This window comes from Agrobacterium sp. InxBP2 (genome assembly GCF_026191755.1).
In the GTDB taxonomy this organism is placed as follows: domain Bacteria; phylum Pseudomonadota; class Alphaproteobacteria; order Rhizobiales; family Rhizobiaceae; genus Agrobacterium; species Agrobacterium pusense.
The window spans coordinates 265,469-292,430 of sequence record NZ_JAINDY010000029.1 but is presented as its reverse complement, the minus strand read 5'-3'; the positions used below and the strand labels follow the sequence as shown (position 1 = coordinate 292,430).

The window sequence follows — 26,962 nt, the reverse complement described above, 5'->3', positions numbered from 1 at the left end:
CCGTCCTGCCGGACAGAGGGGGGTGAGCCGAGAGCACCGGAGCGTCAATGATTTCAACTGCCGTGTACGGTGTCGAAGAACGCGCGTCGGCGGATGACGAACGCAGCCGTACCCCGGCTCAGGACCGGGGTAACGGAAGGATAAGATCAAGCCGTGGCGAGGCAGGCGTTAAAACTCTTTTCCAGCTTCTCGCGGTCCAGCTCGCGGCCGATGAAGACGAGGCGGCTTTCGCGTTTTTCATCTTCCTTCCACGGACGCTGATGATCGCCCTCGATGATCATGTGCACGCCCTGCACCACGTAACGCTCGGCATCGCCCTTGAAGGCGATGATGCCCTTGAGGCGAAGGATGTTCGGGCCGTCGGTCTGGGTGACCTTCTGGATCCACGGGAAGAACCGTTCGGGGTTCATCTCGCCGCCGCGCAGCGAGACCGACTGGACCGTCACGTCATGGATCGGGGAGACCGCGCCATGGTGGTGATGATCGTGGCCATGGTCATGATCGTGGTGATGATGCCCGTGGTCATGGTCATGATGATGATGGTCGTGATCGTGATGATGATCGCAATCAGGGCCGCAGACGTGGTCGTCATGACCGTGCTCGAGGAAATGTGGGTCGTTTTCCAGCGCGCGTTCCAGATTGAAGGCACCCTGATCGAGAACCCGGGCGAGATCGACGCCGGAACGGGTGGTCTTGTAGATGCGGGCGGAAGGATTGATGGCGCGCACGATATCCTCGATGCGGGCAACTTCCTCCGGCGAAACGAGATCGGTCTTGTTGACGACAACGACATCGGCAAAGGCGATCTGGTCTTCGGCCTCGCGGCTGTCCTTCAGGCGCAGCGGCAGATGCTTGGCGTCAACCAGGGCAACGACAGCATCGAGCTCGGTCTTGGCGCGCACGTCGTCATCCATGAAGAAAGTCTGGGCGACGGGCACCGGATCGGCAAGGCCCGTCGTCTCAACGATGATACCGTCGAAGCGGCCGGGGCGGCGCATCAGGCCTTCCACGACGCGGATGAGGTCGCCACGCACCGTGCAGCACACGCAGCCATTGTTCATTTCGTAGATTTCCTCGTCGGATTCGACGATCAGATCGTTGTCGATGCCAATCTCGCCGAATTCATTGACGATGACAGCGTATTTCTTGCCGTGGTTCTCGGAGAGAATGCGGTTGAGAAGCGTCGTCTTGCCGGCGCCGAGATAACCCGTCAGGACGGTGACTGGAATGGGCTTGGCTGTTGCTGTTTCGGTCATGGAAAACCCCGCGTGGAGAGAGGCCCGATGGCCTCAGGAAGATGTGTCGTTGTCCATATAGGCGCGACGCTCGGGCAGTTCAAAGAGATTTTGGCCGAATCCGGCCATCTCACTCAAATTTTGTTATGAAATAACGTTATGTCAAAAGCGTGGATATCTTCAAGCAGTTCGACAAGGCCGTTGACGGCGTGGGAAATCAGCCTTTCGCCCTTTTCCGCTGTCGCGGCGGCGGCGTTTCCGGCAACGCCATCGGGGTTGAGGTCGCTCATCAGCCAGCCGAATGCGTGTGGGCCATAGGCGCGCAGGTGTTTGAAGCGGCTGGCGAAATCGCTCTGGCGGGAGGGGAAATTCGCGCCCTTTTCCATTGCCACGCATTCGGGGTGAAGTGCCAGCATGACCGATGTCTCGATGTCGCCGCCGTGAATATCAACCGCCTTGTCCTCCGGCTTCACGATACCTTCCGGCACGCCGAAACGGGTCCAGCTCGTGGCGACCGCCAGCATGCCGAAACGGGCGCGGGCCTCGGTGGCGACGATGGTCATCAGCGGTGAATTGCCGCCATGGGCGTTCAGCATCACGAATTTGCGCACACCTCTTTTATGTTCCAACTCGGCGATGCCGAGCCAGCGCTCGATGGCCTCATCGTATCGCAGCGTCTTCGTGCCCGGCACATTCATGTGTTCGATGGAATATCCGATCGGCTCCGCTGGCAGGAAGGAGACGGGCAGATGACCGGGCAAGGCGGCGGCAAGGCGGGCGACGATGCCTTCGGCAATCAGCGTATCGGTCTCGAAGGGCAGGTGGGGGCCATGCTGTTCATGCGCGCCGAGCGGCAGCACGGAAATTGCGCCTGTTGCGTGAAGATGAGGGTCTGTTACGTTTTCGTCGTGATAATGCGTGTATGAGTTTGGCATCTGGCAGTCCGCGCGAGCATTCGGTAAGGATTTCCAGCAACATATATCGGTTCCGCCACAGGGTAAAAGGCACTCGCGTATGAGCAAGGACAAATCCGGGAACAAGGACAAAAGCGCCAAGAAGGATAAGGGCGGCAAGAAGGTCAAGGACGCCAAAAAGAGGGATGAAAACTTCAACCCGGAGGAGTTGGCGCAATCGATAACCCAGGCCGCCCGCTCCATGCGTACCGCGCTCAGCCACAGCCTCGCCGAAAGCGGGCTTTATGCCGGACAGGACGGCGTCATCCTGGCGCTGGCGCAGGAAGGCAGCCTGACGCCGGGGCAAATCGCGCAGAAGCTGGGTGTCAAGGCGCCGACCATGACGCGCACCATTGGCCGCATGGAAGCCCAGGGTTTCGTGGAACGCAGCGGTGACGACGGGGACGGCCGTGTGACGCTGGTGAAGCTGACCGAAGCGGGCCTGAAAAGCGTCGAGCACATCAACGTTTCCATCGCCAATTGTGGCGCGAGAGCTGTCGAAGGCCTTTCGGCCAAGGATATTCGCAACATTGTTAAACTCTTGAAAGCAATAGACGCCAATCTTCAATAATTTTTGCTGAAATTTTTAAAAGAACCATCTGTTTTGCGGTTATTCCTTAAACGGGTTGCGGATTTTGTTTAAATTGTTTAATTGCGATTTAAACGGAGCCATCCGTCACTGACATGCGTTTGGGGAGGAATGCCGTGGCCCAAAAGGTCAAACTGTCTACCATCGCCGAAAGTCTCGGCCTTTCAACCGCTACCATTTCCCTTGCATTGCGCGACAGTCCGCTGGTTGCCGCCGACACGCGTGACAAGATCAAGGAACAGGCGCGGGCGCTGGGCTACATCTACAACCGCCGCGCCGCCAGCCTGCGCACCTCGCGCTCCGGCATTGTTGGTGTCGTGTTCCATGACGTGATGAACCCCTTCTATGGCGAAATCCTGAAAGCCATTGAAAGCGAGCTGGACCGCAGCCGCCAGACCTTCATCCTGTCCAACCATTATGATTCGGTTGAAAAGCAGCGCACCTTCATCGAGACGCTGCTGCAGCTCGGCTCCGACGGCATCATCATGTCGCCGGCCATCGGTACGCCGATCGAGGACATGACGCTCGCCGAAGAGAACGGCATGCCTGCCATTCTGGTGGCCCGTTCCATGGATGGCGTTGATATGCCGACCTATCGCGGCGATGACAGCTATGGCATTTCGCTCGCCACCAACCATCTGATCAGCCTCGGCCACCGCACCATCGCCATGGTTGGCGGCACGGACCAGACTTCCACGGGCCGTGACCGTTATCAGGGTTACGTCAATGCGCTGCGCAAGGCCGGCATCGAGGTCGATCCGAACCTGCGCATTCCCGGCCCGCGCTCCAAGCAGGGTGGTTTCGAGGCGGCGGTGCATTTCCTGTCGCTGCCGCAGAAGCCGACCGCCGCCGTGTGCTGGAACGATCTCGTCGCCATCGGTCTCATGAACGGTATTTCCCGCGCCGGTCTGGTGCCGGGTGTCGATATCTCGGTAACGGGCTACGACGACCTGGAAGAAGCGGCCATCGCCACCCCGGCGCTGACCACGGTTTCCAACGGCCAGGCCGAGGTCGGGCGCCTGGCGGCCCGCGCACTGCTGGACAGGCTGGCGGGCAGCCATGAACCTGACGGCATTCACCTCATCAAGCCGGAAATGCGTATCCGGCAATCGACCGGGCCGGTGCGGCCGCGGGTGTGAGCGTATCGCCCTCGCAGGCCTGGATACGGCAGGTTACGTGCTCCTCGCCGTCTACGGTGTTTCCTTCCTCCGTCATTCCGGCCTTGAGCCGGAATCCGGCCGCCGCGTGTCTACGCGGTGAAAAACAGTCATTCAGCCCAATGACTTGGGCTGGCTGGATGCCGGATCAACTCCGGCATGACAACCTTGCAAGTGCCGCAGCAAAGGCTGCATGATGCTGCCGGGCGCTAAAAAAAATCGGCATGAAACGTCGCTCTGCCCCCATAGCTTCCGCTTATTGGCCTTTTCACGGCAGCCGTTGTTTGAAAAGATCGCGGTCCGATGGAGCAGGATGGCGGGTAGTTTGCCCGCAACCCTCTCCGGCTATTGGAATGTTATCAGGAGGAATATCCGCTTATGTCTGACAAAAAGGCCGTCGTTCTCGTTCCCGGCAAGATCAATCCGCGCGTTCTCGAACGCCTCGAAGGCAAGGTCGAGATTGTCACGGCACCCGCCGGCGCAGAGCCGGTTCTGCCTGACGGCGCGGCGGAGCGCATCAATGCCATTGCCGTTTCCGGCGCCGTCAACGCCAAATGGATCGACGCGCTGCCGAAGCTCGAGATCATCGCCAATTTCGGCGTAGGTTACGATGGCGTTGATGCCAAACACGCCGCCACGCGTGGCATCGTGGTGACGAACACGCCTGATGTGCTCAATGACGAAGTGGCCGATACGACGATTGCTCTGTTGATCAATACCGTGCGACGTCTCTATCAGGCCGAAACCTGGCTACGGGCTGGCAAGTGGGTCGGCGAAGGCCCGTTCGCGCTGTCGCCGTTTTCGCTGCGCGGCCGCAAGGTTGGCCTGTTCGGCATGGGCCGCATCGGCCAGGAAATCGCCAAGCGGCTGGAGCCTTTCAAGGTGGAGATCGGCTATTACACCCGCAGCAAGCGCGACGAACTCTCCTACACCTATTACGCTTCGCTGAAGGAGATGGCTGAGGCCGTCGATACGCTGATCTGCATCGTGCCGGGCACGCCGGAGACGCACAAGGCGATCAATGCCGACATCCTGACCGCGCTCGGGCCTGAGGGCGTTTTCATCAATGTCGGTCGTGGCTCCAGCGTCGATGAGGACGCGCTTCTTGAGGCGCTCAAAAGCGGTGCGCTGGGTGCTGCCGGTCTCGACGTGTTTTATGCCGAACCGAAGGTGCCGGAGGCCTTCCTGTCGCTACCAAACGTTTCCCTGTTGCCGCATGTCGCTTCTGCGTCCATCCCGACGCGCAATGCGATGGCCGATCTGGTGGCCGACAATATTCTCGGCTGGTTCCGGGATGGCAAGGTGCTGACGCCGGTGCCGGAGACGCCGGTCAAGGGGTAAGGCCTGTTGGCAAGCCTTGATCAATATCCTCTGGTGAGGCGAATGGCTTTGCCCGCTCGCAAATCCCGCGCACCGTCACCCCGGACTTGATCCGGGGTCCAGCGCGATAAAGTCTTTGATCGCAAAAGACTTGTTTCTCACGGCGCAGACGCGCCGTGGCTGGATGCCGGATCTAGTCCGGCATGACGGAAGAAAAGTTTGTGACGACGGCGGTCGGCCTCGTGCGTGCACGCCGTCCTACTCCGCAATTTCCTCCGCCGTCACCCAGCGCCCTTCGGCAAAAGACCGTGCCATGGCGTGAATGCTGCGCTCGATCTTCAGCCCCTCCTCGAAGTCGATGATATGCGCCTTTTTCCCTTCGATCGCCGCGATCAGCTCCCGGCATTCGATGACCTTCAGGTCATTGAAGCCGAGGCCGTGGCCGGGGGCGGGGATGAAGCGGTCGTAGGGCTTGTGGTGCGGGGCGGTGAGGATGGTTCGGAACCCCTGTTCTTCCGGGCGTCCATCCGTGGTGTAAAGCTGAAACTCGTTCATCCGTTCCTGATCGAACAGGATCGAGCCGGTAGAGCCATAAATCTGGATGGCGATGCGCCCCTTGCGGCCCCAGGCGGAACGGTTGGCGATGAGCACGGCGGAAATGCCGCCTTCAAGTTTCAGGAGAACGCTCGCGAGATCATGAGTCTCAACCGCGCGTTCGCCGCCGCCGGCAAGCGGACGGGTCTCGTAAGGTTTGACCATGTCGGTAATGGCGCTTTGTGCGTGGCCGAACAGGGCGAAGAGCAGTGACAAGGGGTGCACGGCGAAATCGTCCAGCGCGCCGAAACCGGAGGACGCCTCGCTCTTCCAGTAGAAGGGCTGGGTGGCATCGGCCATGAAGTCCTCGTCCATTTCGGCACGTACATGATAGACCCTGCCGATCGCACCTTCGTCGATCAGGCGGCGGATGTGGCGGATGACGGGGTTCTGGATGTAGTTGTAACCCATCGCCGCCGCCTTGCCGGACCGGCGGGCGGCATCACGCATCTTCACCGCGTCAGCAAAGGCGGGCGCCATCGGCTTTTCACACCAGACATGCTTGCCGGCCTCAAGCGCGGCAATCGCCATTTCCGGGTGGAAGGCGTTGGGCGTGGTGACGGAGATGACATCTATCTCGGGATTGGAAAGCAGGTCGCGCCAGTTGCCTGTCGAGCGGGCAAAACCGAACTCTGCGGCTTTCTTCGCAGCAAGCTCGGGGTTGACTTCCGCCAGCGTCACGAGGCGGGGGCGTTCCACATCGCCGAAGACGCTCGTGACGTTGTTCCACGCCAGCGCGTGGCATTTGCCCATGTAACCGGTGCCGATAAGGCCCACGCCAAGAGCGGTCATGGTATTCTCCTCCGAAGATTTTGTAATAAAATCAATGTATTGAACGTTCTTTAAAATGCGGCGTATGAATCCAAGTCCCAGCGCCCTCATCCCTGTGCTTGTCACAGGGATCCAGTCAGCCCAAGTCCTTGGGCTGGGAAAGCTTTCCCCGCCGCGCAGACGCGCGTCGGCTGGATTCCTGTGACAAGCACAGGAATGAGGGAAGTTGGCGCCTTACGGATTATCGCGCTTGAAAATCCAGTCATGATCCGGGTGGTTCTTGAAGCGCCATTTGCGCATCGGCCCCGCCATCACGTTCAGATAATACATCTCGTAACCATAGGGCGCGCCGCAGGGGTGGTGGCCCTTTGGCACCAGCACGACATCCCCGTCCGATACCGCCATGGTCTCATCAAGCGAACCGTCTTCGGTGAAGACGCGCTGGAAACCAAAACCCTGAGCCGGGTTGAGGCGATGATAATAGGTCTCCTCGAGATAGGTCATGTCGGGGTAGTTGTCCTCGTCATGCCGGTGCGGCGGATAGGAAGACCAGTTGCCCGAGGGTGTGAAGACTTCCGTTACCAGCAGGCTGTCGGCGACGTCGCGTTCTTCCATGGCGATGGGGAAGATGTATCGCGTGTTGGCGCCCTTGCCGCGTTCCGTCAGCTGCACGCCGTCAGGTCCGATCTGCTGCGCCTCGCGGTTGCCTTTTTCGCCGGGAGCAGTGCAGACGCCGACGGTGCAATCCGTTGTGGCCGTCAGCGACCATTCGGAACCGGCCGGAACATAAACGCAATGCGGCGGCTTGCGCTCGAACACATTCATGCGGTCACCGAGTTCACCGAAATCCTTGCCGCCAGCGGAAATCGTCGCCTTGCCTTCGACCAGCACGAGAATGACTTCCGTGTCGCCGGTGCTTTCGGCTGCCGTCTCGCCCGGCTTCAGTCGGTAAAGGCCGAAACCGACATAACCCCAATCCGCGCTTTGGGGCGTGATATCGTGCACCTTGCCGCTTGTCTCGACCGGCTTGCGCAGAAGTGAGGTCATGGTGTCGTTCCTTTTTCGTGTGTAGCACAAACATGTCGTTCGGTAGTTTCGCGCCCTGCCGTCATTCCGGCCTTGATCCGGAATCCAGCTGACGCGCGTCTGCGCGGCGTGAAGACTTTTCAGCCCAAGGACTTGGGCTGGCTGGATACCGGCTCAAGGCCGGTATGACGGGTGGGATAGGTCACCCGCCTTCCTTGGCTCAGCTCAAGCGGCCTGAGCCTTGTCCAGCCCCGCTTCGCGCGCAAACGCCTTCAGCGATTTCAGCCCGAGGCTCTGATATTCGAACGGGTTGCGCACGTCAGGATCCTGCTCGGCCTCGATCACCAGCCAGCCGCTATAGCCATGCTCGGCCGCCACTTTCAGCACGGGCGGGAAGTTGACGCCGCCTTCGCTATCGCCCGGCACGGTGAAGACACCGCGGCGAACGCCTTCGAGGAAGGAAAGCCGTTCATTGCGGACCTGATCGGCAATGACCGGGCGCACGTTCTTGGCATGGATATGGCCAACGCGGCCCATATATTTCTGCGCAACGCGAACAGGGTCGCCGCCGCCGAACAGGCAATGGCCGGTATCGAGCAGCAGATGCGTCTTCGGGCCGGTGTGCTTCATCAAGAGGTCGATTTCATCTTCGCTCTCGACCACGGTTCCCATGTGGTGATGGTAGACGAGGGTGATGCCCTGCTCAGCAGCAAAAGCCGCAAGCGCTTCCACGCCCGCGCCGAATTTAGCCCAGTCCTCGGCCGCAAGGCGCGGACGGTCTACCAGCGCCGTGTCGTCTGCGCCGTGGATGGCGTTGGAGGTCTCGCAGACGATGATGACCTTCGAGCCCATGGCCTTCAGGAGGTCAAGCGCCGGCTGCATCGCCTTCTTTTCAGATTCGATGCTGTCCGTCAGAAGGTTCAGCGAATGCCAGCCCGAGACAAAGGAGAGGCCGCGCGGCGAAAGCACGCCCTTCAGGCCTTCTGGGTCGATCGGGAATTTGTGACCCTTTTCGATGCCGTCGAAACCGATCTTGGCGGTTTCATCAAGGCATTGTTCCAGGCTGATATGGGCGCCCAGCGTGCGGTCGTCGTCATTGGACCAGGCGATGGGGTTGGTTCCGTAACGGATCATCTTACTGTCTTTCCTTGACATGGTTTTCATAACGGGCGCGCGCCGGGCCGATTTCGGCGCGGTCGGAAACTTCGGGCACCGCGACATCCCACCAGTGGCCACCGGCTCGCGGGGTCGGATAGGGGTCGGTATCGATGACAATGACGGTCGTGCGGGTGGAGGCGCGGGCGGCGGCGAGGGCCTCTTCCAGTTCGGTTATGGTGGAAACCTTGCGTGCATCCGCGCCCATCGAGCCGGCATGGGCGACGAAGTCGATGGCGATGGGATTGACGTTGGTATGGGTGTAGAGGTTGTTGAACTCCGCGCCGCCGGTTTCCATCTGCAGACGGTTGATGCAGCCGTAACCCCTGTTGTCGGTAATGACGAGCGTAATCTTCACGCCCATGGCGACCGATGTGGCAAGCTCGGAATTCATCATCATGTAGGAGCCATCGCCGACCATGACGATCACGTCGCGGTCCGGTTCCGCCATCTTGATGCCGAGGCCGCCGGCGACCTCATAACCCATGCAGGAGAAGCCGTATTCCATGTGATAGGAGAGTGGCAGCTTGGATTTCCACAGCTGGTGCAGCTCGCCCGGCATGGTGCCTGCGGCGCACATGACAACGGTATTGTCCCGCGACTGGCGCTGGACAGCACCGATGACCTGCATGTCGGTGGGCAGGCTGTTTGCGTGCTCTTCGCCCGGCGCCGCCGTATCGGCATCGGCCTTTTCGAACCATGCTGCCTTCAGGCCGGCATCCGGCGCTGCAAAACGGTGAGCGCCGAGGGCTGCGGAGAGTTTTTCAAGCCCGATTTTGGCATCCGCCGTCAGGCTGATCGCATCATGCTTGGCGCTGTCATAGGGCTGGACGTTGAGCGCCAGGATCTTGCGGTTCGGGTTCTTGAACAGCGCCCAGGAGCCGGTGGTGAAGTCCTGAAAACGGGTGCCGACACCAAAGACCAGATCGGCCTTTTCGCTGATGATGTTGGCGCTTTCGGCACCGGTAACGCCAACGGGGCCGAAATTGAGATCGTGATCCCAAGCCAATGCTGATTTGCCGGCCTGCGTTTCGACGACGGGGATGGAGTGGGTTTCGGCAAAGCGCTTCAGCGTCTCCGTTGCGCCGGCGAAATGAACGCCGCCGCCAGCAACGATGATGGGGTTCTTTGCGGCCTTCAGCGCCGCGACGGCCTCTTCGAATTCCACCACGTCGGGCTCGGGGCGGCGCTGGCGCCAGACCCGCTTTTCGAAGAAGCTTTCGGGATAGTCGTAGGCTTCCGCCTGTACATCCTGGCAGAAGGCGAGCGTGACGGGGCCGCAATCGGCAGGGTCCGTCATGGTGCGCATGGCGCGGGGGAGGGCGGTGAGCAACTGTTCCGGCCGCATGATGCGGTCGAAATAGCGGCTGACCGGGCGGAAGCAGTCATTCACCGTCATGGTGCCATCGCCGAAATCTTCGAGCTGCTGCAGCACGGGGTCCGGGCCACGATTGGCGAAGACATCGCCGGGGATCAGCAGGACGGGCAGGCGGTTGACATGCGCCAGCGCTGCCGCCGTCACCATGTTGGCGGCACCCGGGCCGATGGACGAGGTGACCGCCATGGCGCGGCGGCGGCGCAGCTGCTTGGAATAGGCGATGGCCGCATGAGCCATGGACTGCTCGTTCTGGCCGCGATAGGTCGGCAGCTCGTCCCTGATGCCATAAAGCGCTTCGCCGATGCCGGCGACATTGCCATGGCCGAAAATCGCCCACATGCCGGCGATATAGGTTTCGCCATGTTCATTCATCTGCGCTGCCAGGTAACGAACCATGGCCTGCGCAGCCGTCAATCTTACTGTCTTCACGCTGCCTCTCCCTTTTTGGCGCGCGCCTCATCCCAAATACGGCACAGGCTGGTATAGCGCTGCGCCATATCCTTGACCGCTTCCTCGTCGGTCATCTTGCCCGAGAGCCAGCCGCGGGCGGCGTCGGCAAAAATCGTGCGGCCAACCGCGAAACCTTTGACCAGATCGAAACCAGCCGCAAGGCGGAAGCTTTCTTCCAGTTCGCTCTGCGGTGCGTCGAGACCGAGAACGACGATGCCCCGCACGTAAGGGTCGTTGCGGTTAACGGCGTCGCAGGCATTCTTCCATGCCGCGGTGGTTTTCATCGGCTCCAGCTTCCACCAGTCCGGGTAAACGCCGATCTCGTAGAACCGCTCGATGATGCGGGCGGCGGTAAGATCGTCGGTCGGGCCGACCTTGGAGGGGATGATCTCCAGCAGCATTTCCAAGCGGTTGCGCCGTGCGGCTTCAAACAGCCGTATCACGGTCTCTTCCTGCGCAGCGCGCATCTCATCCGTGTCATCGGGGTGATAGAAACAAAGTACCTTGACGACATTTTCGAGCGGCCATTCGGCGAGCCCGCCAAAGTCCTTGCCGAGATCGGGTTCCAGTGTCAGCGGACGGGAACCCGGCCATTCCACCGGACGGCCGATCCAGAGGCCGGAGCCGCTGGCGGCAAACAGCGCATCTCGCCCAAGGCGTCCGTCGCAGAGAATGCCGTAACCCGGCTCACCACCGGAAACTTTTTGCGCAGCCTGGAGGCAAAGCTTCTTGAAAGCGCCGATCTGCTCGTGTTTGACACCAAGCTCATCGGCGATCGCTTCCAGCTGCATGCGATGGTCGAAGGCGAAAACGCGCATCGTGTCCCAGTCGCCCTTGCGGTTGGTGGACCAGTGCACCTGCTCGAGCGCCTCGTCCTTGCGCAGCGCCTTGTTGCGAATGCCGGCCTTGAAGAAATATTGCAGTTCTTCCCAGCTTGGATAGGCAGGCGTGCAGCCATGGCGGGAGACGGCGAAGGCGCCGCAGGCATTGGCGTATTTCAGCGTCGTCGGCCAGTCTTCGCCGCGCAGCCAGCCGCGGAACAGTCCGGCCATGAAGCCGTCACCAGCGCCCAGAACATTGAAGACCTCGATCGGGAAACCTTCGCCCGTCTGCCCGTCATCGAGGCTTGCGGGGATATCGCCGGTGAAGACCGAAGCACCCATCGGGCCGCGCTTGCAAACCAGCGTGGCATTCGAAACCTTGCGCACGGCATTCAGTGCGGCCAGCGTATCTGTCGACCCGCCGGCAATGTGGAATTCTTCTTCCGTGCCGACGATCAGATCGAAGAGATGCAGGGTGGATTGCAGCTTGGCGGTCACCTTCTGCGATTCCACGAAACGGCTCTCGCCATCGCCATGGCCGGCCACACCCCAGAGATTGGGGCGGTAATCGATATCGAGCGCGGTTTTTGCACCATTTTCGCGGGCAAGTTTCAGGGCCTTCAGCACGGCCGCTTCCGTTCTTGGATGCGACAGATGCGTGCCGGTGGCGCAGACGCAGGCCGCCTCGGCAATGAAGGCGGGATCGATATCGTCTTCGCTCAGCGCCATGTCGGCGCAGTTTTCGCGATAGAAAATCAGCGGGAACTGGTTCTGATCACGAATGCCGAGCAGCACCAGCGCGGTCAGGCGCTCCGGGTCGGTTTTCACGCCACGCACGTCAACGCCTTCGCGCACCAGCTGTTCGCGGATGAAGCGGCCCATGTGCTCGTCGCCGACACGGGTGATGACGGCGCTGTTAAGGCCAAGCCGCGCAGCACCGGCTGCAATGTTGGTGGGAGAGCCGCCAATATATTTGGCAAAGGAGGCCATGTCCTCCAGACGGCCACCGACCTGCGACCCATAAAGGTCAACAGACGAGCGCCCGATCGTGATGAGATCAAGTTTTTTCAAAAGGTTCCTCCTTAGCACCGCACGCTGGCGCGGTCTGCCTCATATGTGTCGAGCGGATCAGGCAACCATGCCGCCAGCTATCGCCATCCCCGCTCCGGTGAGCCTCCTCCGCTCACTTGTCCGTCACGAGAAGGACCGTCGTGGAATGTCCGTTTCATGAATTTGGATCATAAATTCTATTTTTTCCGTTTTCAATAAAAATATTCAGGCCGTCTTGCGTGTTCCCACAGCCACGGCCAGCGTGATGGCGAGACAGAGCGTGGCCGAAAGGGAGCGGAAAGCGCCGAAATCGATCTCTGTAACCGTCAGCAGCGTTGCGCCGGATTTCCTTAGCGGATTGACGGCGGAATCAGACATGGCGACAACCGGAACGCCCTTGGCGCGGGCCGTTTCCGCCAGTTCCAGCGTCTCGGTAGAGTAGGGGGAAAAGGTGATTGCGATCAGCGCGTCGTCGCGGGAAATCGCACTGATATTGCCGAGCCCGCCCACGGCGCTATGCAGAACCGCCGGCACCTTCATCTTCTCGAAGGCATAGGCCAGATAGCTGGCAATGGGGAAGGACCGCCGCAGGCCGACGATATGCACGGTGCGCGCCTTGGCCAGCACGGAAACCGCCTCATCGAGCTGTCGGGTGTCGACCGATTTCAGCAGCATTTCCAGCGACGAGCGGCCGGCTTCCACGAATTCGGCAAGCAGGCCGGACGCGCTTTCATCGCCCTTTTCGCGCAGATGATCGAGCCGCGTGGCATAATCCGGCCAGCCGCCGACATAGGAATCACGGAACAGGCGCTGCATTTCCGAAAATCCGGAAAAACCCATGATCTGGCAGAAACGCATGAAGGCCGAGGGTTGCACGCCGGCGCCTTCAGCCATTTCGGCGACGGTGGAAACGGCGATTCGATCCTGATTGGAGGCGACATAATCGGCACATTGCCGCAATCGTTTCGGCAAACCCTCCGCCACCTGGAGCAGCCGCTCCTCAAAAGCCTTTACGGAGTCTGGCGCCTCGATTGCCGTCATTGTCGTTCCCTGGTGCAGATTGAAATCGTGTGCACTTTAACTGCAATGGAATTTTTATTCCATTGGGTTTTTCGGAGGAAGGGCAGATGAGACGGCGGGGGCTTTGTGTGATCGGTCACCCTCCGTCATTCCGGCCTCGAGCCGGAATCCAGCCGACGCGCTTCGGCGCGGCGCGAAGGGTCTCTTCACCCCAAAGACTTGGGGTGGCTGGATGCCGGCTCAAGGCCGGTATGACGGAGATTATATATGAACGCGCAATGGCGATGCGTTGGCTTAGTGCAGCCCACCCACGCCAAGATGCGTATCGATAATATCCGGATTCTCCACCAGTTCGCTCGACGGTCCGTCCCAGACGATGCGGCCGCGTTCCATGATGATGGCGTGGTCGGCGAAGTCGATTGCCATCTGGATGCGTTGTTCGACGAGAAGAATGGTCATTTCGCCGGATTGGGCAAGCTTGGAGAAGGCGGCCATCAGCTCTTCGCAGATGACAGGGGCGAGGCCTTCGAGCGGTTCATCGAGCAGCAGCACCCGCGGCTGGCCGAGAATGGTGCGGGCGGTGGACAGCATCTGCTGTTCGCCACCGGAAAGTTGCGAGCCGAGATTGCGGCGGCGCTCCTTGAGGCGCGGAAACAGCGTGTAGGCTTCCTCGATCGCCGATTTCGGTCGCCCCTTGAGGCCCACGAACAGGTTTTCCTCCACCGTCAGCGTCGGAAACACGTCACGGGTCTGTGGCACGTAACCGAGTCCGGCCTTGGCGCGCGCAGCACTTGGCAGGGTGCCAATCTCCTGCCCCCCGATGCGGATATCGCCGGAAAACCGCTTCGTCTGGCCGGCCAGCGTGGCGAAGAGGCTCGTCTTGCCGACGCCGTTGCGGCCGAGCACTGCGAAACGCGAGCCCGATGGCACGGAAAGCGACAGGCCCTCGATGACCCTTGTCGGGCCATAACCGGCCGTGAGGTTGACGATTTCAAGCGGCGCTGCGGGCATCGGCGTAACTTCCCAGATAGGCTTGGCGGACTTCCGCATTGCTGGTGACATCATCAGGCGAACCGTCGAAGATGACGGCGCCGGCGGCCAAAACGACGACGCGCTTGGCAAAACGGAAGACCAGATCCATGTCGTGTTCGATCATCAGGATCGCGAGGTCGGATGGCAGCCGGTCAAGCGCCTGTTCGATGCGCGCGGTTTCCGTGGAAGGCACGCCGGCGGCAGGTTCGTCGAGCAAGAGGATTTTCGGGCGAAGCGCCATGGCAAGCGCGATCTCGATCAGCCGCTGCTGGCCATAAGCGATTTCGCGCACCTTTGTTTCGGCGAGGGCCGTGAGGCCAAGCGTGCCTAGAATGTCGCGGGCTTCGCCCATCACCGCAGGCATGGCACGGTAACGGCCGAAAATCCGGCCGGTCCTGCCCTCACGCTGGAGAATGGCGAGCGCCACGTGCTCCTCTGGCGTCATGTCCTGAAACAGCCTGGTAACCTGGAAGGAACGTACGAGCCCGCGTTTCACGCGCTGGCTGGCGCTGAGGCCCGTCACATCCTCGCCGGCGATGCGCACCGTGCCGGCTGACGGTTTGATATTGCCGGTGACGAGATTGACAAAGGTCGTCTTGCCGGCGCCATTGGGGCCGATGAGTACCGTCCGGTCTCCCGGCGAAAGCGACAGCGAGACGTTGTTGGTGACGACGAGGCCGCCGAAATTTTTCTGCAGGCCGGAGACTTCGAAAATGGCGCTCATTTGCGACCTCCCCGGAGACGCGCGATGATCTGTTCGCCTGCGCCATAAAGGCCGCGCGGCGCGAAGAGCACGACGGCGATCAGCAGCAGGCCGACAATGGTGAGCCAGTGAAACGGGTTGGCGGCGGAAACCACGTCTTCAAACCACATGAAGGTGACGGTGCCGATCAGCGCGCCATAAAGGGAACCCGCGCCACCGAGCACCAGCATGACCAGCCCCTCGGCCGATAGCGTGAAGCTGAGGCTGTCCAGGCCGACAACCTGCGTGGAGATGGCGTTGAGCGCACCACCGATGCCGGCGACGATGCCTGAGATAACGAACATCTTCAGGATTGTGCCATTGACGGCGCCGCCCATGGCCTGAATGCGGATGCTGTCCTGTTTGACGCCCCGGCACAACATGCCGAATGGTGAATTGACGACCACCTTTAGGGCGAGGAAGACGACAAGCAGCAGGCAGACACCATAGATATAGGCGGTGCGGCCGAAGAGGTCGAATTCGAAGGTGCCGAACAGCGCGTCCGGCGAAACGCCGGCAAGACCGTCGCTGCCCCCGGTCCAGCCTGAAGCCTTGTTCGCCGCCTCGTGGAACAGGTGGATGACGGCGATGGATAGCACAAGCTGTGGAAGCCCGTGGGCACGCAGCAGCACCGCGCCGGAAAGCAGCCCGGCCACGCCGCCCGCAGCCGCGCCGATGGCGGTCATGAGAAGCGGGTCGGTGATTTCGAAATGGGCGGCGGCGATGCCGGCGGCATAAGCGCCGGCGCCGAAGAGGGCGGCATGGCCAAGCGTGGCGACGCCGCAATAACCGGTGACCAGATCGATCGACAGCACCAGAAGCGCGATGGCTATGATGCGTGTCAGAAGTGCCAGATTATCCGGAAACAGGTAATAACCGGCAACAGCGGCGGCGATGATGAGGAGCGGCCCCGCGAGCGCGCGCAGTGGTGAGCGCGCCTTCGGAATGTCTGCCGTTTCAGTCACGTCGTTCATGAGCACCGCCATCTCATTTCGCCCTTCCAAGAAGGCCGCGCGGGAACAGCGTGATGATCACGATGACCGCCAGATAAAAGAAGAATTCGCCATATTCGGGCGCAAGATATCGCCCGGTCGTATCGATGGCGCCGAGCAGCAGACAGGCGATCAACGCGCCGGGAATGGAGCCCGCGCCACCAACGGAAACCACGACCAGAAAGGTGACCATGTAGCGCAGGGCATAATAGGGTTCCACCGGCAGCAGTTCCGCGCCGATGACGCCGCCCATGGCGGCTAGTCCGACGGCGATGGCGAAGCTGACGGCATAGATGATTTCGGTGCGCACGCCGAGGGCTGCGGCCATGGCGGCATTATCGACCGCCGCGCGCAGCTTGATGCCGAAGGCGGTCTTTTCAAAGGTGAACCACAGCGCGCCGGCCACGGCAAGACCGCAGGCAATGGCGAAGATGCGGTGGGTGGCGATGGTGCGGAAGCCAAGATCGGTGGGGCCGGCCAGCTGCTGCGGCAGCGGAATGGTCTTCAGCGTCGGGCCGAAAACGAAGTTTGCGATGCCAATGATGCAGAAGGTGATGCCGATGGTCATCAGCACCTGTGTCAGTTCCGGCGCGCCATAGATGCGGCGATAAAGGAAACGTTCCAGCGGTATGGCGATGACGATGGTGCCGACGATGGCGACGAGGATCGCAGCCGCATAACCGAGACCCAGTCCGTGGGCGGCATAGGAGGCGAGATAACCGCCGATCATGGCGAAAGCGCCGTGCGCCAGATTGACCACACGCATCAGCCCCATGGTGACCGAAAGGCCGATGGAGATGATGAACAGGACCATGCCATAGGCAAGCGCATCGATGAGGATGCTGAAGACCGTCTGCATGATGAAGAAACTCCTCCCGGTGCTGCAATGCCCGTCCGGGCCGGAAACGGGCCGCCACTGGCGGCCCGGCAATATTGTCCTGTCTGGCCGTTACTTCGCGGCGGCGAGACCCGGATCGCCCTGTTTTTCGAAGGTCTGGACTTCCTTGTTGTAATAGCTGCCGTCATCGGCCTTGGCTACTTCGCGCAGATAGATGTTCTGCGTGATGTGGCGGCTTTCCGGGTCGATGCTGACCGGGCCGCGCGGGCTTGTCCAGGAAAGGCCCTTGACTGCCTCAACCGCCTTTTCCGCATCCTGCTTGCCGCCAGTGGCCTCGATCATCTTGCTGATGACATACATGCCGTCAAAGGCGCCGACGGAAGGGAAGGAGAGTTCCTTCGGATTGCCGATTGCCTTGGTTGCGGCTTCCACGAAGGTCTTGTTCTCGGGTGAATCATGCGAGATGGCATAATGGAAGGTCGTCTGCATGCCGAGCGCGGCTTCCCCGAGCGCCGGCAGATCGGATTCCTGCGTCAGATCACCCGGCGCGAAGAGCTTGACGCCTGCGGATTTCAGGCCGTTGTCGTTGAAGGCCTTGACGAAACCGAGCGTGGTCGGGCCCGATGGCAGGAAGGCGAAAACACCCTGTGCGCCGGAATCCTTCACACGTTGCATGATGGGACTGAAATCATTGGTGGAAAGCGGCATGCGGATGGTTTCAACCACTTCGCCGCCGGCAGCGGTGAAGGCCGCCTTGAAAGCATTTTCGGCATCGACGCCCGGGCCATAATCGCTGACCAGTGAGATGACCTTCTTCACGCCGCCGTCAAAGGCCACCTTGGCGATGGGGGTGGAAGTCTGCCAGGTGGTGAACGACGTGCGCACCACATAGGGGCTCTTGGTCACGATGGCCGAGGTGGCGGCATTCATGACCACCATCGGCACGTTGCCCTGCTTCAGCAGGGGTGTGACGGCCATGGCGTCAGGGGTAAAATAGAAGCCGGCAAGATATTGCACGCCTTCCTTCACCACCAGCTCCTGCGCCAGTGCCTTGGATTGCGCCGGATCGGCCTGCGGCACATCGCGATAGACGACCTCGACCGTGTCATTGCCGACCTTGTTGCCGTGAAGGGCAAACCAGGCATCGATGCCGGCCTTGAAGTTCTTGCCCTGCAGCGCAAACGGGCCGGAGAACGGGCCGACAACGCCCACCTTGATCGTTTCTGCATAAGCGGCAGAGCTGAAACAGATGGCCGCTATCGCCACGGTGATCCGAAATTTCATGGTTTCCTCCAAATTCGCCTGTGGCTCCCATCCACCGGTCCAGGCTGCCAGATTGATGATTAAGAATATCAAAGTAAAATGAAATAAGGGGGGTAATAAATAACCTGACGGTTATCAATACCGCGTCTTTGACGCCTTGCCCATATCGGATCGGGAAATCAGCCCGGCGCCTGCCCCTTTTTCAGCTCCGCATCGGCCTTGGTCTTCGCGGTCAAACAGTTCGGGGCAAATGTCGCCTGCAACCGCGCGACCGGCCATCCCGCAACCAGAGCTTTAACCAGTTCTAAGGGGATTTTTCGTAGTCTCGCCAAGCATATTTAGAACGTTATTTGGTGTCTTGATGGGCGAATATCAGAATAAAGCTGTTGAGCTGATGCGCAATCGCGTTGGAGAAAACAGGCTCAACAACCGGATCGAGCGTCGTGAAGCATTTCTGCGCAAGGCGCTGACGCTTTATCATGCCATGGGTGGTGCGATGGAGGATGTGGAAGCGGCCGTCAAGGACGCCGTGTCATCACCTGCACCGACCATCGACGTGGCCGTTGGCGACGTGATGTACAAGCTGGCCGCCATCGGCCATGTGGCCGATCTCGATATTATCCAGGCGGGATATAACAAGCTTGATGCCGCCAACCTGCATATTCTCAGCAAGGGCAAGAAGCTGCTGCAAAAACAGCGCGATCAGAAACTGGCTGCGACAACGCCGGGGAAGTGAACCGCCCGCCCGGGGCGGTTGCCGTATCAGGCCACTTGCGGCGACAGGATTTCCTGCCAGGCATCGTAGGCGGACAGCACCGTTTCCATTTGCGCGGTGTGGCCGGTGATGAAATCCGTGCCATAGATGGTTTCGTCGGGATATTCGGTGATCAGCGTCATCGGCACGGTGTGGCGGTCATCGATGGACGACAGGCACGGAAAGCCGTTGATGATGCGGAAGCCGGTTTCGCCGGCGTGGATTTCATAAAGCGCGATCTGGCGGTTATTGTAGTCGAGCAGGCCGGGAATGGCGCCGAGATGGCGGGTTACCTTGTCCAGCAGGGCTTCTGCTCGGCTTTCCCAGTCCGCATGGTGGCGGATGATGAGGAAGAAACCCTTCGGCAGCGTCCACATGGCGAAATTGCGCGGCACATAACCGGATAGAGGCCGGGTCCACTCATGTGAAGGATACCCGTGCAGGTTCACATGCAGGCTGGCGCCGCTCATTTCCTGCGCCTTGAAACGGATTTCCTTCTCGTTCAGATGCGCAGCCGAATTTTCCGGCGTGCGATATTCGAGGTCATCGCCAAGGGCGGTGTACCGCGCCGCATGATGCATGTGGCGCGGATTATCGACGCGCAGACGCTGATGCAGGGCGTAACCGTCAGGATTTTCGAGCGGCGAGATGGTGAAATGCGCGCCCTTGCGATCAGCGAGTTTGCGGGCGGCGCGGATGGCGCCGACGATGCCCGTCGTCTCGTTGGGGTGCTGGCCGCCGCTGATCATCACCGCGGCATCGCTGCCGGCGACATAACGGGCGGAAAGGACGCGGCCGGAGCGGGAGCGCGCCTGGAATGGCTCGCCGCCGATTTCCTCAAGCAGCCCTGCGAGCTGGCCTGCCGCAACCGGTTCGCGCGCCTCATCGATCGGTTGCTCGCCGCCATCGAGGAAGGCGGTTGTGAGCGGGCGGGTCTCGATGTGAAGGGTGATCTCGCCTTCGCTTTTGACGATTTCCGGTACGATCTGGCCGGGCTTGAGGCCACGGTCACCCAGCGGTCGGCCGGATTTTTTCTGAAAGAACTCCAGCAGCGAGAAATAGAAATCCTCGTGCAGCGCTTCGCGCAGGCTGACGACCTCATCACCAACGGAAAGAGGCAGATCTTCTGCCGGATGGGTAACACGGATGTTCAGTTCCTCGAAATAGGGCTCTTCATCGCCCCAGCCGTGGTTGGCGACGGCACAGATTGCCGCTTCAAAAAGCTGTTCGTAATCCGTCTCCAGTCGCTCGCCCGAGGCATCACCGGCAAGCCGGAACCAGCCGGTTGGCGAGACACTGGTTTCGCCGACGATATCGGTATGAACCCGGTTCGGAGCCAGAACCTTCAGAGTTTCCGTCTTGCCACGGCGGCTCAGCGTCACCTCATAATGGAAACTGTCGTCCTCGCGGGCGATGAAATCCAGCTTAGCATCGCCCACCAGCGCCGCCAGCGGATAGGCCTCCAGCCGGAAACGGTTGGCGGGGGCGTTTTCGTGCACCGGGTAACGCACTTCGATGGCGTCGACGCCATCCAGATTGATCTCTTCCAGAAAGGTGAAGAGAAGCGGCTTGTAGGCGCTGCGGATGCGGGCGCAGATGCCTTTTTTCTTCAGCCTCTCTTCAGTCTCACGGCGGCTTTTGGCGTCATCGAAGGTCCATGCCTCGAAGGACTGGCCGGGCTCGGCTTTGGCGACAAGCGCGTCCAGCGTGCGTTCGAAGGTCTGGTCGAAAATCTGGCTCATCACGGTTACCTCGAGGTTCTGCCTGTTGGGTCGAGGCTGTCGCGCAGCCAGTCGCCGAGAAGGTTGAGGCCAAGCACGGTCAGAAGAATCGCAAGGCCGGGAAAGACGCTAACCCACCATGCCGTCTGCAGATAGGTACGCCCATCCGCCAGCATGCCGCCCCAGCTCGGAATTGTCGGATCAACGCCGAGACCGAGGAAGGTGAGGCTGCTTTCCAGCAGGATGTTGTTGGCGACGTTGAGCGTCATCAGCACGATGACAGGGCCGATGAGGTTCGGCAGCAGGTGCTGAAGGATGATGCGCCAGTCTTTCACGCCGATGGCGCGGGCGGAAAGAATGAATTCCCGCTCCCTGAGCGTCAGCACCGATCCGCGCACGAGACGGGCATATTGCACCCATTGCGAGACGATCAGGAGGATGATGGTGTTGGTGAGACTGCCGCCGACAATGGCGATGAAGGTGATGGCGAGCAGGATGAAGGGCATGGCGAGCTGGATATCGGCAAAGCGCATGACCAGCATATCCCAGAAGCCGCGATAATAACCGGCGACAAGGCCAACGGCGACGCCGAAGATGACCGCGCCGATGACCGACGTGAAACCGACCAGCAGCGAAATCTTGCCGCCGGCGACGACGCGGGCGAGCACATCACGCCCGAGCGGATCGGTGCCCAGGGGATGGGCGGCATTGGCGAAGGGTTTGGCAAGGCGCGCCATCAGGTCGATCTTGTCAGCTCCGCCCGGAAACAGCACGTCGGAAAAGATGACGGCAAGGCAGATGATTGTTGTCAGCGACGCGCCGAGGACGAATTCGAGATTGGTGAAGCGCGCGAGACGCGAGGTTTTGGCAGCCATCGTCACTTACTCCGTGCGGATGCGCGGATCGACAAGCCCATAGGCGATATCGACCAGAAGGTTGATGCCGACGATCATCAGCGACAGCACGGTGATGACGGCCTGAAGCACGGGATAATCGCGCGCGCCGACTGCATCGAAGGCGAGCGTGCCGAGGCCCGGCCAGTTGAAGACACGCTCGATAACGACGATGCCGCCAAGCAGCCCACCAAATTGCAGGCCGAAATAGGTGATGAGCGGAATGGCGCAGTTGCGCAGCGCATGTTTGTAGAGAACCTTGCTTTCACTGAGCCCCTTGGCGCGCGCCACCATGACGTATTGAGAGCGCAGCGTATCAAGCATTGCCGTGCGCACAAGGCGTACATTGGTGGCCGTCAGGATCACACCCATGGTGACCGCGGGCATGATGTAGCTCGCAAAACCGCCCATGCCGCTTGGCGGCAGCCAGCCGAGCGTGATGGAGAACAGCAGCACCAGCATGGTGGCCAGCCAGAAATTCGGGAAGGAAAGGCCGATAAGCGAGAAGATGCGGATCACCTGATCGGCCGTCTTGCCGCGCGATGTTGCGGCCTTGATGCCGAGCGGGATGGACAGCGCAATCGACACCGCCATGGAGATGAACGCCAAGAGCAGCGTGGCGGGCAGGGCATCGGCGATCAGGCGCGAGACCGGCGTGCTGCCGGTGAAGCTGCGGCCGAAATCGAGCGTCACGAGGCCCTTGAGGAAGCTGAAATATTGCACGAAGAACGGCCGGTCGGTGCCGAGCGCCGCACGGATGCGCGCCAGATCATCTTCCGTCATGCTGCCGCCGCCCTGGAACATGGTGACGGCGGGGTCACCCGTCAGGCGGATGGCGAAGGAAACGAGAAGGGTGATGGCGATGACGACAAAAATCGCCTGCAGCAATCGCTTGATGAGGAAACCGGCCACGTTTTTTACCTTGAAGAGAGACCCGGCCTTGCCCGCATTGCGGCGGGCAAGGTGTGTTGATCAGAAACCAGCCCGATTATTCGACGGTAACGTCGGTCAGTTTCAGGCGATTGTCAGGCGGTGCGACAAAACCCTTGACCCGCTTGTTGATGCCGTAAATGGCATTGGTGTTGTAAAGCGGGATTTCCAGCGCGCGTTCGGCGGTGTAGCTGCCGATTTCCTTGAGAATCTTTTCGCGCTCGGCGCGGTCCGTCAGCGGACGCTGGGATTCCAAGAGCTTGTCCAGCTTTTCGTCCTTGTCATAGGGGTTCCACTTTTCACCCGAGTGATACATGGAATAGGCGGTGTTATCGTAATCGAAGGTCCAGCCGCCCCATTTCTGCTGGAACATCGCGCCGGTCTTGCCCTGCGGGATGATGTCGTTCAAGAGAACGTTGGTTTCATAGGGCTTGATGGTGGCGGTGATGCCAACCATGGAGAGGTAGCTGGAAATGACCTGCGCCACTTCGTTCATCGTCGCGTCATTGCCGCGGATGTCGATCTGCAGCGCCGCACCCGGCTTGACGCCGGCTTCCGCGAGAAGCTTCTTTGCGCCTTCAGGATCGTAAGGCAGCGGCTTTAGTTCCGGATCGTAACCGAAGGACAGCGCGCTCTGGAAGCTTGCGATTTCCGATGCCTGGCCGGCAAGGATCGACTTGACGATGGTGCCGCGGTCGACGGCCATGATGATGGCCTTGCGGACCTTCGGATCGGCGGTGATGCCGTCACGGGTGTTGAAACGCAGCGCATCGACGGTCGGGCCGGGGACGCTGACGATCTGAAGCTTGGAATCGCCTTCGATGACGGGGATCATGCCGATCGGGATGGTGGGCGGAATGACGAGATCGACGCGGCCTGCCTGCAATTCGGCAACGGCGGTCGCCGGCTCTGAAATGAAGCGGTATTCCAGTTCGGAAAGCTTCGGTGCGCCGCCCCAGTAATCCGGGTTGGCTTCAAGCTTGATGTTGGTCTTCGGTGCATAGGATACGAATTTGAACGCGCCGGTGCCGATTGGGTTGAGGTTGAAGTTGTCCTCACCCTTTTCCTGAATGTATTTCGGCGGCACGATCATGCCGCCATAACCGGCAAGCTTGGTGAGCAGAACCGGATCCGGCGCCTTCAGCTTCATGTCGACGGTGTAGTCGTCGATGACATCGACGCTTTCGATGGCGACATAGTTGGAGCGCTGCGGGCCCTTGGCACCCTGTTCACCAAGAAGGCGCTCGAAGGTGAACTTGACGGCGGCGGCGTTAAAGGGCTCGCCATTGTGGAACTTGACGTTCTGGCGCAGCTTGAAGCGGATGCGTTTGCCTTCATCCAGCTCTTCCCAGGATTCGGCGAGGCCGGGCACGACCTTCAGGTCCGGGCCGCGATAGGTGAGGCCATCGAAGATGTTGGTGGCGACAGCGGCCCATTGAACGAGGAAGGTGTCGATCGGATCCCAGCTGCCCGGATCCTGCGGGCTGGAAATGGTCATCTTGCCGGCGGCAAGAGCCGGTGCGGCGGTCAAGGCCGTTGCGGCCATGGCAAGCGCGACGAACGTTGTCGTCATCCCCTTCTTGATCATTGTCATCTACCTGTTCCTCTTCAGATGGTTGTGGTTCTGGTTGTTATTCAGGCGCTCTTCGCGATGAAGTGGCCCGGATTGATTTCCTCATGGGCGAGAATGGCCGGCTCATCGCCGACACGGCGCACGGGATTGGGAATTTCGCCCTCGATCATGGCAATGCGGCGCTCGATGGTCGGATCGGCGACCGGCACGGCCGACAGCAGGCGCCGGGTGTAATCATGCGTGGGGGTTTCGAAGACCTGCCGGCGGCTGCCCATTTCCATGATCTGGCCGAGATAAAGCACGGCGACGCGATGGCTCATCTTTTCCACGACAGCCATGTCATGGCTGATGAAGAGATAGGCGAGCCCGCGCTCTGCCTGCAAATCCATGAACAGATTGATGATCTGCGCCTGAATGGAAACATCGAGCGCCGACAGCGCCTCGTCGGCAATGATGAGCTTCGGATCGGAAGCGAGCGCGCGGGCAATGCAGACGCGCTGGCGCTGGCCACCGGAGAACTCGTGCGGATACCGCGCGGCGTGCTCGGAGGAGAGGCCCACACGCTCCAGCAATTCATCCACCCGACGCTTTACGGCTTTCTGATCATTGATCAAACCATGGGTGTTGATCGGCTCGGCAATCGAAAAACCAACCGTCTTGCGTGGATCGAGCGAGGCGAAGGGGTCCTGGAAGATATATTGCACTTCCTGACGCATGCGAAAGCGTTCCGCCGCCGACATCTGTGCAAAGCTGCGGCCGTTGAAGGTTATTTCGCCCGAGATGGCCGACTGCAACTGCTGGATGGTGCGGCCGATGGTGGATTTGCCAGAGCCGGATTCCCCCACCAGCGCCAGCGTTTCGCCGGCATGAATATCGAAACTGACCTTCTGCACGGCGCTGCACCGGTGCGTTGCCTTGCCAAACAGGTTCTTGCGGATATCAAAGCGCACGAACAGGTCCTTGACCGACAGAAGCGGTTTCTGGTCGTATTTCGCGGTATTTTGCACGCGCTCTTCACCGATCACGACCGGCTGGCCATCCTGCAGCACGGTGAGCGGCAGGCGCTTCGGGAAGGCTTCACCTTCCATGCTGCCAAGGCGCGGAACGGCGGAAAGCAGGGCGCGCGTGTAAGGGTGCTGCGGATTGGCGAAGATATCCTTGACCGGACCTTCCTCGACCTTCTTGCCCTTCCACATGACGACGACGTCATCGGCCATTTCCGCCACCACGCCCATGTCATGGGTGATGAAGACCATGCCCATGCCGAGCTTCTTTTGCAGGTCGCGCATGATGTTGAGGATCTGCGCCTGAATGGTCACGTCGAGCGCCGTCGTCGGTTCGTCGGCAATGAGAAGCTTCGGGCGACAGGCGAGCGCCATGGCAATCATCACACGCTGGCGCATGCCGCCGGAAAGCTGGTGCGGGTATCGCTTCAGAAGCTCGGCGGCATCGGGCAGGCGCACCATTTCGAGAAGCTTCTGTGCTTCTGCCATCGCTGCCTGCTTGCCCATCTTTTCATGCAGCACAAGCACTTCGCAGATCTGGTCGCCGATGGTGAAGACGGGGTTGAGCGAGGTCATCGGCTCCTGGAAGATCATGGCGATCTCCTTGCCGCGGATCGAGCGCATCTCTTTCTGAGAGGCCTTCAGCAAGTCCCTGCCTTCAAACAGGATTTTGCCTGTCGGATAGGTCGCGCCCATCATGTCCGCAAGGCGCATGGTGGAGAGCGACGTGACCGATTTTCCCGATCCGGATTCGCCGACGATCGCCACCGTGCGGCCGGGCTCGACGCGAAAGGAAATATCGTCCACGACGCGGCTGTTGCCAAACTCGACGCTCAGGCCTTCGACGGACAGCAGGGCGTTTGCGTTTGCGGCAGTCATGTCAGTGTCTCCGGCGTGGCCTGCGCCGGTGAAGCGGCGCGGTGGTCTGGAAAAGGAAAAGGGCGATGGGCAGGCGAGCTACGCGCAACGCCGGGCGGGAATATCGAAAATGTCGGGTGAGATCGCATCTTCAGGATGCTTTTTCACAGGGAGCCGCGCGACAATCGATGCCCCGCATTAATAGCCGCAGTGCCGCCGCAGCCGTGCCGGTTACACCCATGGCAGCCACCCGACGCGAAACGCCGGATGCCAATTCGACAATGCGCATGAAACCTTATTCTCCCCCGCCCTTGTTTTATGGAAAAAGCTAACAAAACAGAACAATCATGTCCATAGTGTTGAACAATTTTTGTGTACTGCTCTACAAATACGCATATGCACCGATTTTGAGCGCGTGTTCCTGCACAATGCTTCGCAAAGAGGCGTGTATTCCGCGTGTAGCGCCACTAAAAACGCTGAGAAGAACGAAGAGGAATGGAATGCCGTGCATGAACAATAGGGCGGGCGCAGTCAGGCTGAGGGGTTTTCTACGATGCTTGACCAAGGATGATGTCGAACTGGTCCGGCGCCACCTTCCTGAACATCTTCGTCTGACGAGAGAGGAACCCGGCTGCATTTCCTTCGGGGTATCCGAGACAGACGATCCCCTGATCTGGCGGGTTGAGGAGCTTTTTGCCGATCGTGCCGCCTTTGATTTTCATCAGCAGCGGACGCGGGCGTCGGAGTGGTTTATGGCGACCTCCGCCATTCCACGTGATTACGAGATAACGACATTGGAATAAATGAGAACAGGCCGCAGCGGCATTCCTGCCGGCTGCAGCC

The 26,962-nt window shown here is 60.4% G+C and carries 23 protein-coding genes; 5 read left to right on the top strand and 18 right to left on the bottom strand.

The window, feature by feature from the left end:
• Window positions 1-146 precede the first annotated feature (146 nt).
• Together K7A42_RS13965 and K7A42_RS13960 are read right to left on the bottom strand one after the other, a co-directional pair.
• Window positions 147-1,256, bottom strand: coding sequence for a CobW family GTP-binding protein (locus K7A42_RS13965; protein WP_034496758.1), 1,110 nt, complete (start codon window positions 1,254-1,256; stop codon window positions 147-149).
• Window positions 1,257-1,369: 113 nt separating this feature from the next.
• Window positions 1,370-2,170 (bottom strand): creatininase family protein, encoded by an 801-nt coding sequence (locus K7A42_RS13960; RefSeq protein ID WP_282455412.1) that lies wholly within the window; start codon window positions 2,168-2,170, stop codon window positions 1,370-1,372.
• Window positions 2,171-2,249: 79 nt separating this feature from the next.
• On the opposite strand from K7A42_RS13960, the gene K7A42_RS13955 reads away from it, so the two are divergent.
• The 3 genes from K7A42_RS13955 (at window position 2,250) to K7A42_RS13945 (ending at window position 5,275) form a co-directional block, all read left to right on the top strand.
• The gene (locus K7A42_RS13955; protein WP_113382260.1) at window positions 2,250-2,759 is read left to right on the top strand and encodes a MarR family winged helix-turn-helix transcriptional regulator; all 510 of its coding nucleotides are present in this window, start codon (window positions 2,250-2,252) and stop codon (window positions 2,757-2,759) included.
• 134 nt (window positions 2,760-2,893) lie between these two features.
• Window positions 2,894-3,916: a LacI family DNA-binding transcriptional regulator gene (locus K7A42_RS13950; protein ID WP_003505469.1), complete on the top strand. Its 1,023-nt coding sequence runs from the start codon at window positions 2,894-2,896 to the stop codon at window positions 3,914-3,916.
• 396 nt (window positions 3,917-4,312) lie between these two features.
• Window positions 4,313-5,275: a 2-hydroxyacid dehydrogenase gene (locus K7A42_RS13945; RefSeq protein WP_112557296.1), complete on the top strand. Its 963-nt coding sequence runs from the start codon at window positions 4,313-4,315 to the stop codon at window positions 5,273-5,275.
• 237 nt (window positions 5,276-5,512) lie between these two features.
• Here K7A42_RS13945 and K7A42_RS13940 read toward each other — a convergent pair whose 3' ends face one another.
• The 11 genes from K7A42_RS13940 to K7A42_RS13890 all read right to left on the bottom strand — a co-directional run bounded on the left by K7A42_RS13940 (window position 5,513) and on the right by K7A42_RS13890 (window position 18,407).
• A complete protein-coding gene (locus K7A42_RS13940; RefSeq protein ID WP_060942289.1) occupies window positions 5,513-6,640 on the bottom strand; it encodes a Gfo/Idh/MocA family protein in 1,128 nt (375 codons plus the stop codon).
• Between the two features lie 213 nt (window positions 6,641-6,853).
• The gene (iolB, locus tag K7A42_RS13935; protein ID WP_282455411.1) at window positions 6,854-7,666 is read right to left on the bottom strand and encodes a 5-deoxy-glucuronate isomerase; all 813 of its coding nucleotides are present in this window, start codon (window positions 7,664-7,666) and stop codon (window positions 6,854-6,856) included.
• Between the two features lie 204 nt (window positions 7,667-7,870).
• Window positions 7,871-8,779: a myo-inosose-2 dehydratase gene (gene iolE / locus K7A42_RS13930; RefSeq protein ID WP_282455410.1), complete on the bottom strand. Its 909-nt coding sequence runs from the start codon at window positions 8,777-8,779 to the stop codon at window positions 7,871-7,873.
• Between the two features lies 1 nt (window position 8,780).
• The gene (iolD, locus tag K7A42_RS13925; protein ID WP_060942290.1) at window positions 8,781-10,607 is read right to left on the bottom strand and encodes a 3D-(3,5/4)-trihydroxycyclohexane-1,2-dione acylhydrolase (decyclizing); all 1,827 of its coding nucleotides are present in this window, start codon (window positions 10,605-10,607) and stop codon (window positions 8,781-8,783) included.
• Window positions 10,604-12,520 carry a bifunctional 5-dehydro-2-deoxygluconokinase/5-dehydro-2-deoxyphosphogluconate aldolase gene (locus K7A42_RS13920; RefSeq protein ID WP_282455409.1) on the bottom strand — a complete coding sequence of 639 codons (1,917 nt, stop codon included), beginning with the start codon at window positions 12,518-12,520 and terminating at the stop codon, window positions 10,604-10,606. Before K7A42_RS13920 ends, iolD begins: the two co-directional genes overlap by 4 nt.
• Window positions 12,521-12,724: 204 nt before the next feature.
• The gene (locus K7A42_RS13915; RefSeq protein ID WP_004445154.1) at window positions 12,725-13,540 is read right to left on the bottom strand and encodes a MurR/RpiR family transcriptional regulator; all 816 of its coding nucleotides are present in this window, start codon (window positions 13,538-13,540) and stop codon (window positions 12,725-12,727) included.
• A 273-nt stretch (window positions 13,541-13,813) separates the two neighbouring features.
• Window positions 13,814-14,530 (bottom strand): ABC transporter ATP-binding protein, encoded by a 717-nt coding sequence (locus tag K7A42_RS13910; protein WP_004445152.1) that lies wholly within the window; start codon window positions 14,528-14,530, stop codon window positions 13,814-13,816.
• Complete coding sequence (locus tag K7A42_RS13905) at window positions 14,511-15,275, bottom strand: ABC transporter ATP-binding protein (RefSeq protein WP_034496736.1); 765 nt, start codon at window positions 15,273-15,275, stop codon at window positions 14,511-14,513. The genes K7A42_RS13910 and K7A42_RS13905 overlap by 20 nt, the downstream gene beginning before the upstream one ends.
• Window positions 15,272-16,279: a branched-chain amino acid ABC transporter permease gene (locus K7A42_RS13900; protein WP_004445148.1), complete on the bottom strand. Its 1,008-nt coding sequence runs from the start codon at window positions 16,277-16,279 to the stop codon at window positions 15,272-15,274. Before K7A42_RS13900 ends, K7A42_RS13905 begins: the two co-directional genes overlap by 4 nt.
• Before the next feature lies 1 nt (window position 16,280).
• Window positions 16,281-17,144: a branched-chain amino acid ABC transporter permease gene (locus tag K7A42_RS13895; RefSeq protein WP_004445147.1), complete on the bottom strand. Its 864-nt coding sequence runs from the start codon at window positions 17,142-17,144 to the stop codon at window positions 16,281-16,283.
• Window positions 17,145-17,234: 90 nt separating this feature from the next.
• Window positions 17,235-18,407 carry an ABC transporter substrate-binding protein gene (locus K7A42_RS13890; protein WP_004445145.1) on the bottom strand — a complete coding sequence of 391 codons (1,173 nt, stop codon included), beginning with the start codon at window positions 18,405-18,407 and terminating at the stop codon, window positions 17,235-17,237.
• Window positions 18,408-18,747: 340 nt separating this feature from the next.
• On the opposite strand from K7A42_RS13890, the gene K7A42_RS13885 reads away from it, so the two are divergent.
• On the top strand, window positions 18,748-19,122 hold the full coding sequence (locus tag K7A42_RS13885) for a hypothetical protein (RefSeq protein ID WP_006700227.1): 375 nt from the start codon (window positions 18,748-18,750) through the stop codon (window positions 19,120-19,122).
• Window positions 19,123-19,148: 26 nt separating this feature from the next.
• Here K7A42_RS13885 and K7A42_RS13880 read toward each other — a convergent pair whose 3' ends face one another.
• From K7A42_RS13880 to K7A42_RS13860, 5 genes are all read right to left on the bottom strand, one after another.
• Window positions 19,149-20,882, bottom strand: coding sequence for a M14 family metallopeptidase (locus K7A42_RS13880; protein ID WP_282455408.1), 1,734 nt, complete (start codon window positions 20,880-20,882; stop codon window positions 19,149-19,151).
• 5 nt (window positions 20,883-20,887) lie between these two features.
• The gene (locus K7A42_RS13875; RefSeq protein WP_004445140.1) at window positions 20,888-21,736 is read right to left on the bottom strand and encodes an ABC transporter permease; all 849 of its coding nucleotides are present in this window, start codon (window positions 21,734-21,736) and stop codon (window positions 20,888-20,890) included.
• Window positions 21,737-21,742: 6 nt separating this feature from the next.
• Window positions 21,743-22,666: an ABC transporter permease gene (locus K7A42_RS13870; protein WP_037092271.1), complete on the bottom strand. Its 924-nt coding sequence runs from the start codon at window positions 22,664-22,666 to the stop codon at window positions 21,743-21,745.
• Between the two features lie 76 nt (window positions 22,667-22,742).
• Window positions 22,743-24,278 (bottom strand): ABC transporter substrate-binding protein, encoded by a 1,536-nt coding sequence (locus K7A42_RS13865; protein WP_022562725.1) that lies wholly within the window; start codon window positions 24,276-24,278, stop codon window positions 22,743-22,745.
• Between the two features lie 41 nt (window positions 24,279-24,319).
• The gene (locus tag K7A42_RS13860) at window positions 24,320-26,140 is read right to left on the bottom strand and encodes an ABC transporter ATP-binding protein (RefSeq protein WP_004445135.1); all 1,821 of its coding nucleotides are present in this window, start codon (window positions 26,138-26,140) and stop codon (window positions 24,320-24,322) included.
• Between the two features lie 479 nt (window positions 26,141-26,619).
• Between K7A42_RS13860 and K7A42_RS13855 the strand changes: the two genes are divergently transcribed.
• Window positions 26,620-26,922, top strand: coding sequence for a putative quinol monooxygenase (locus tag K7A42_RS13855; protein ID WP_113731840.1), 303 nt, complete (start codon window positions 26,620-26,622; stop codon window positions 26,920-26,922).
• The last annotated feature ends 40 nt before the right edge of the window (window positions 26,923-26,962 follow it).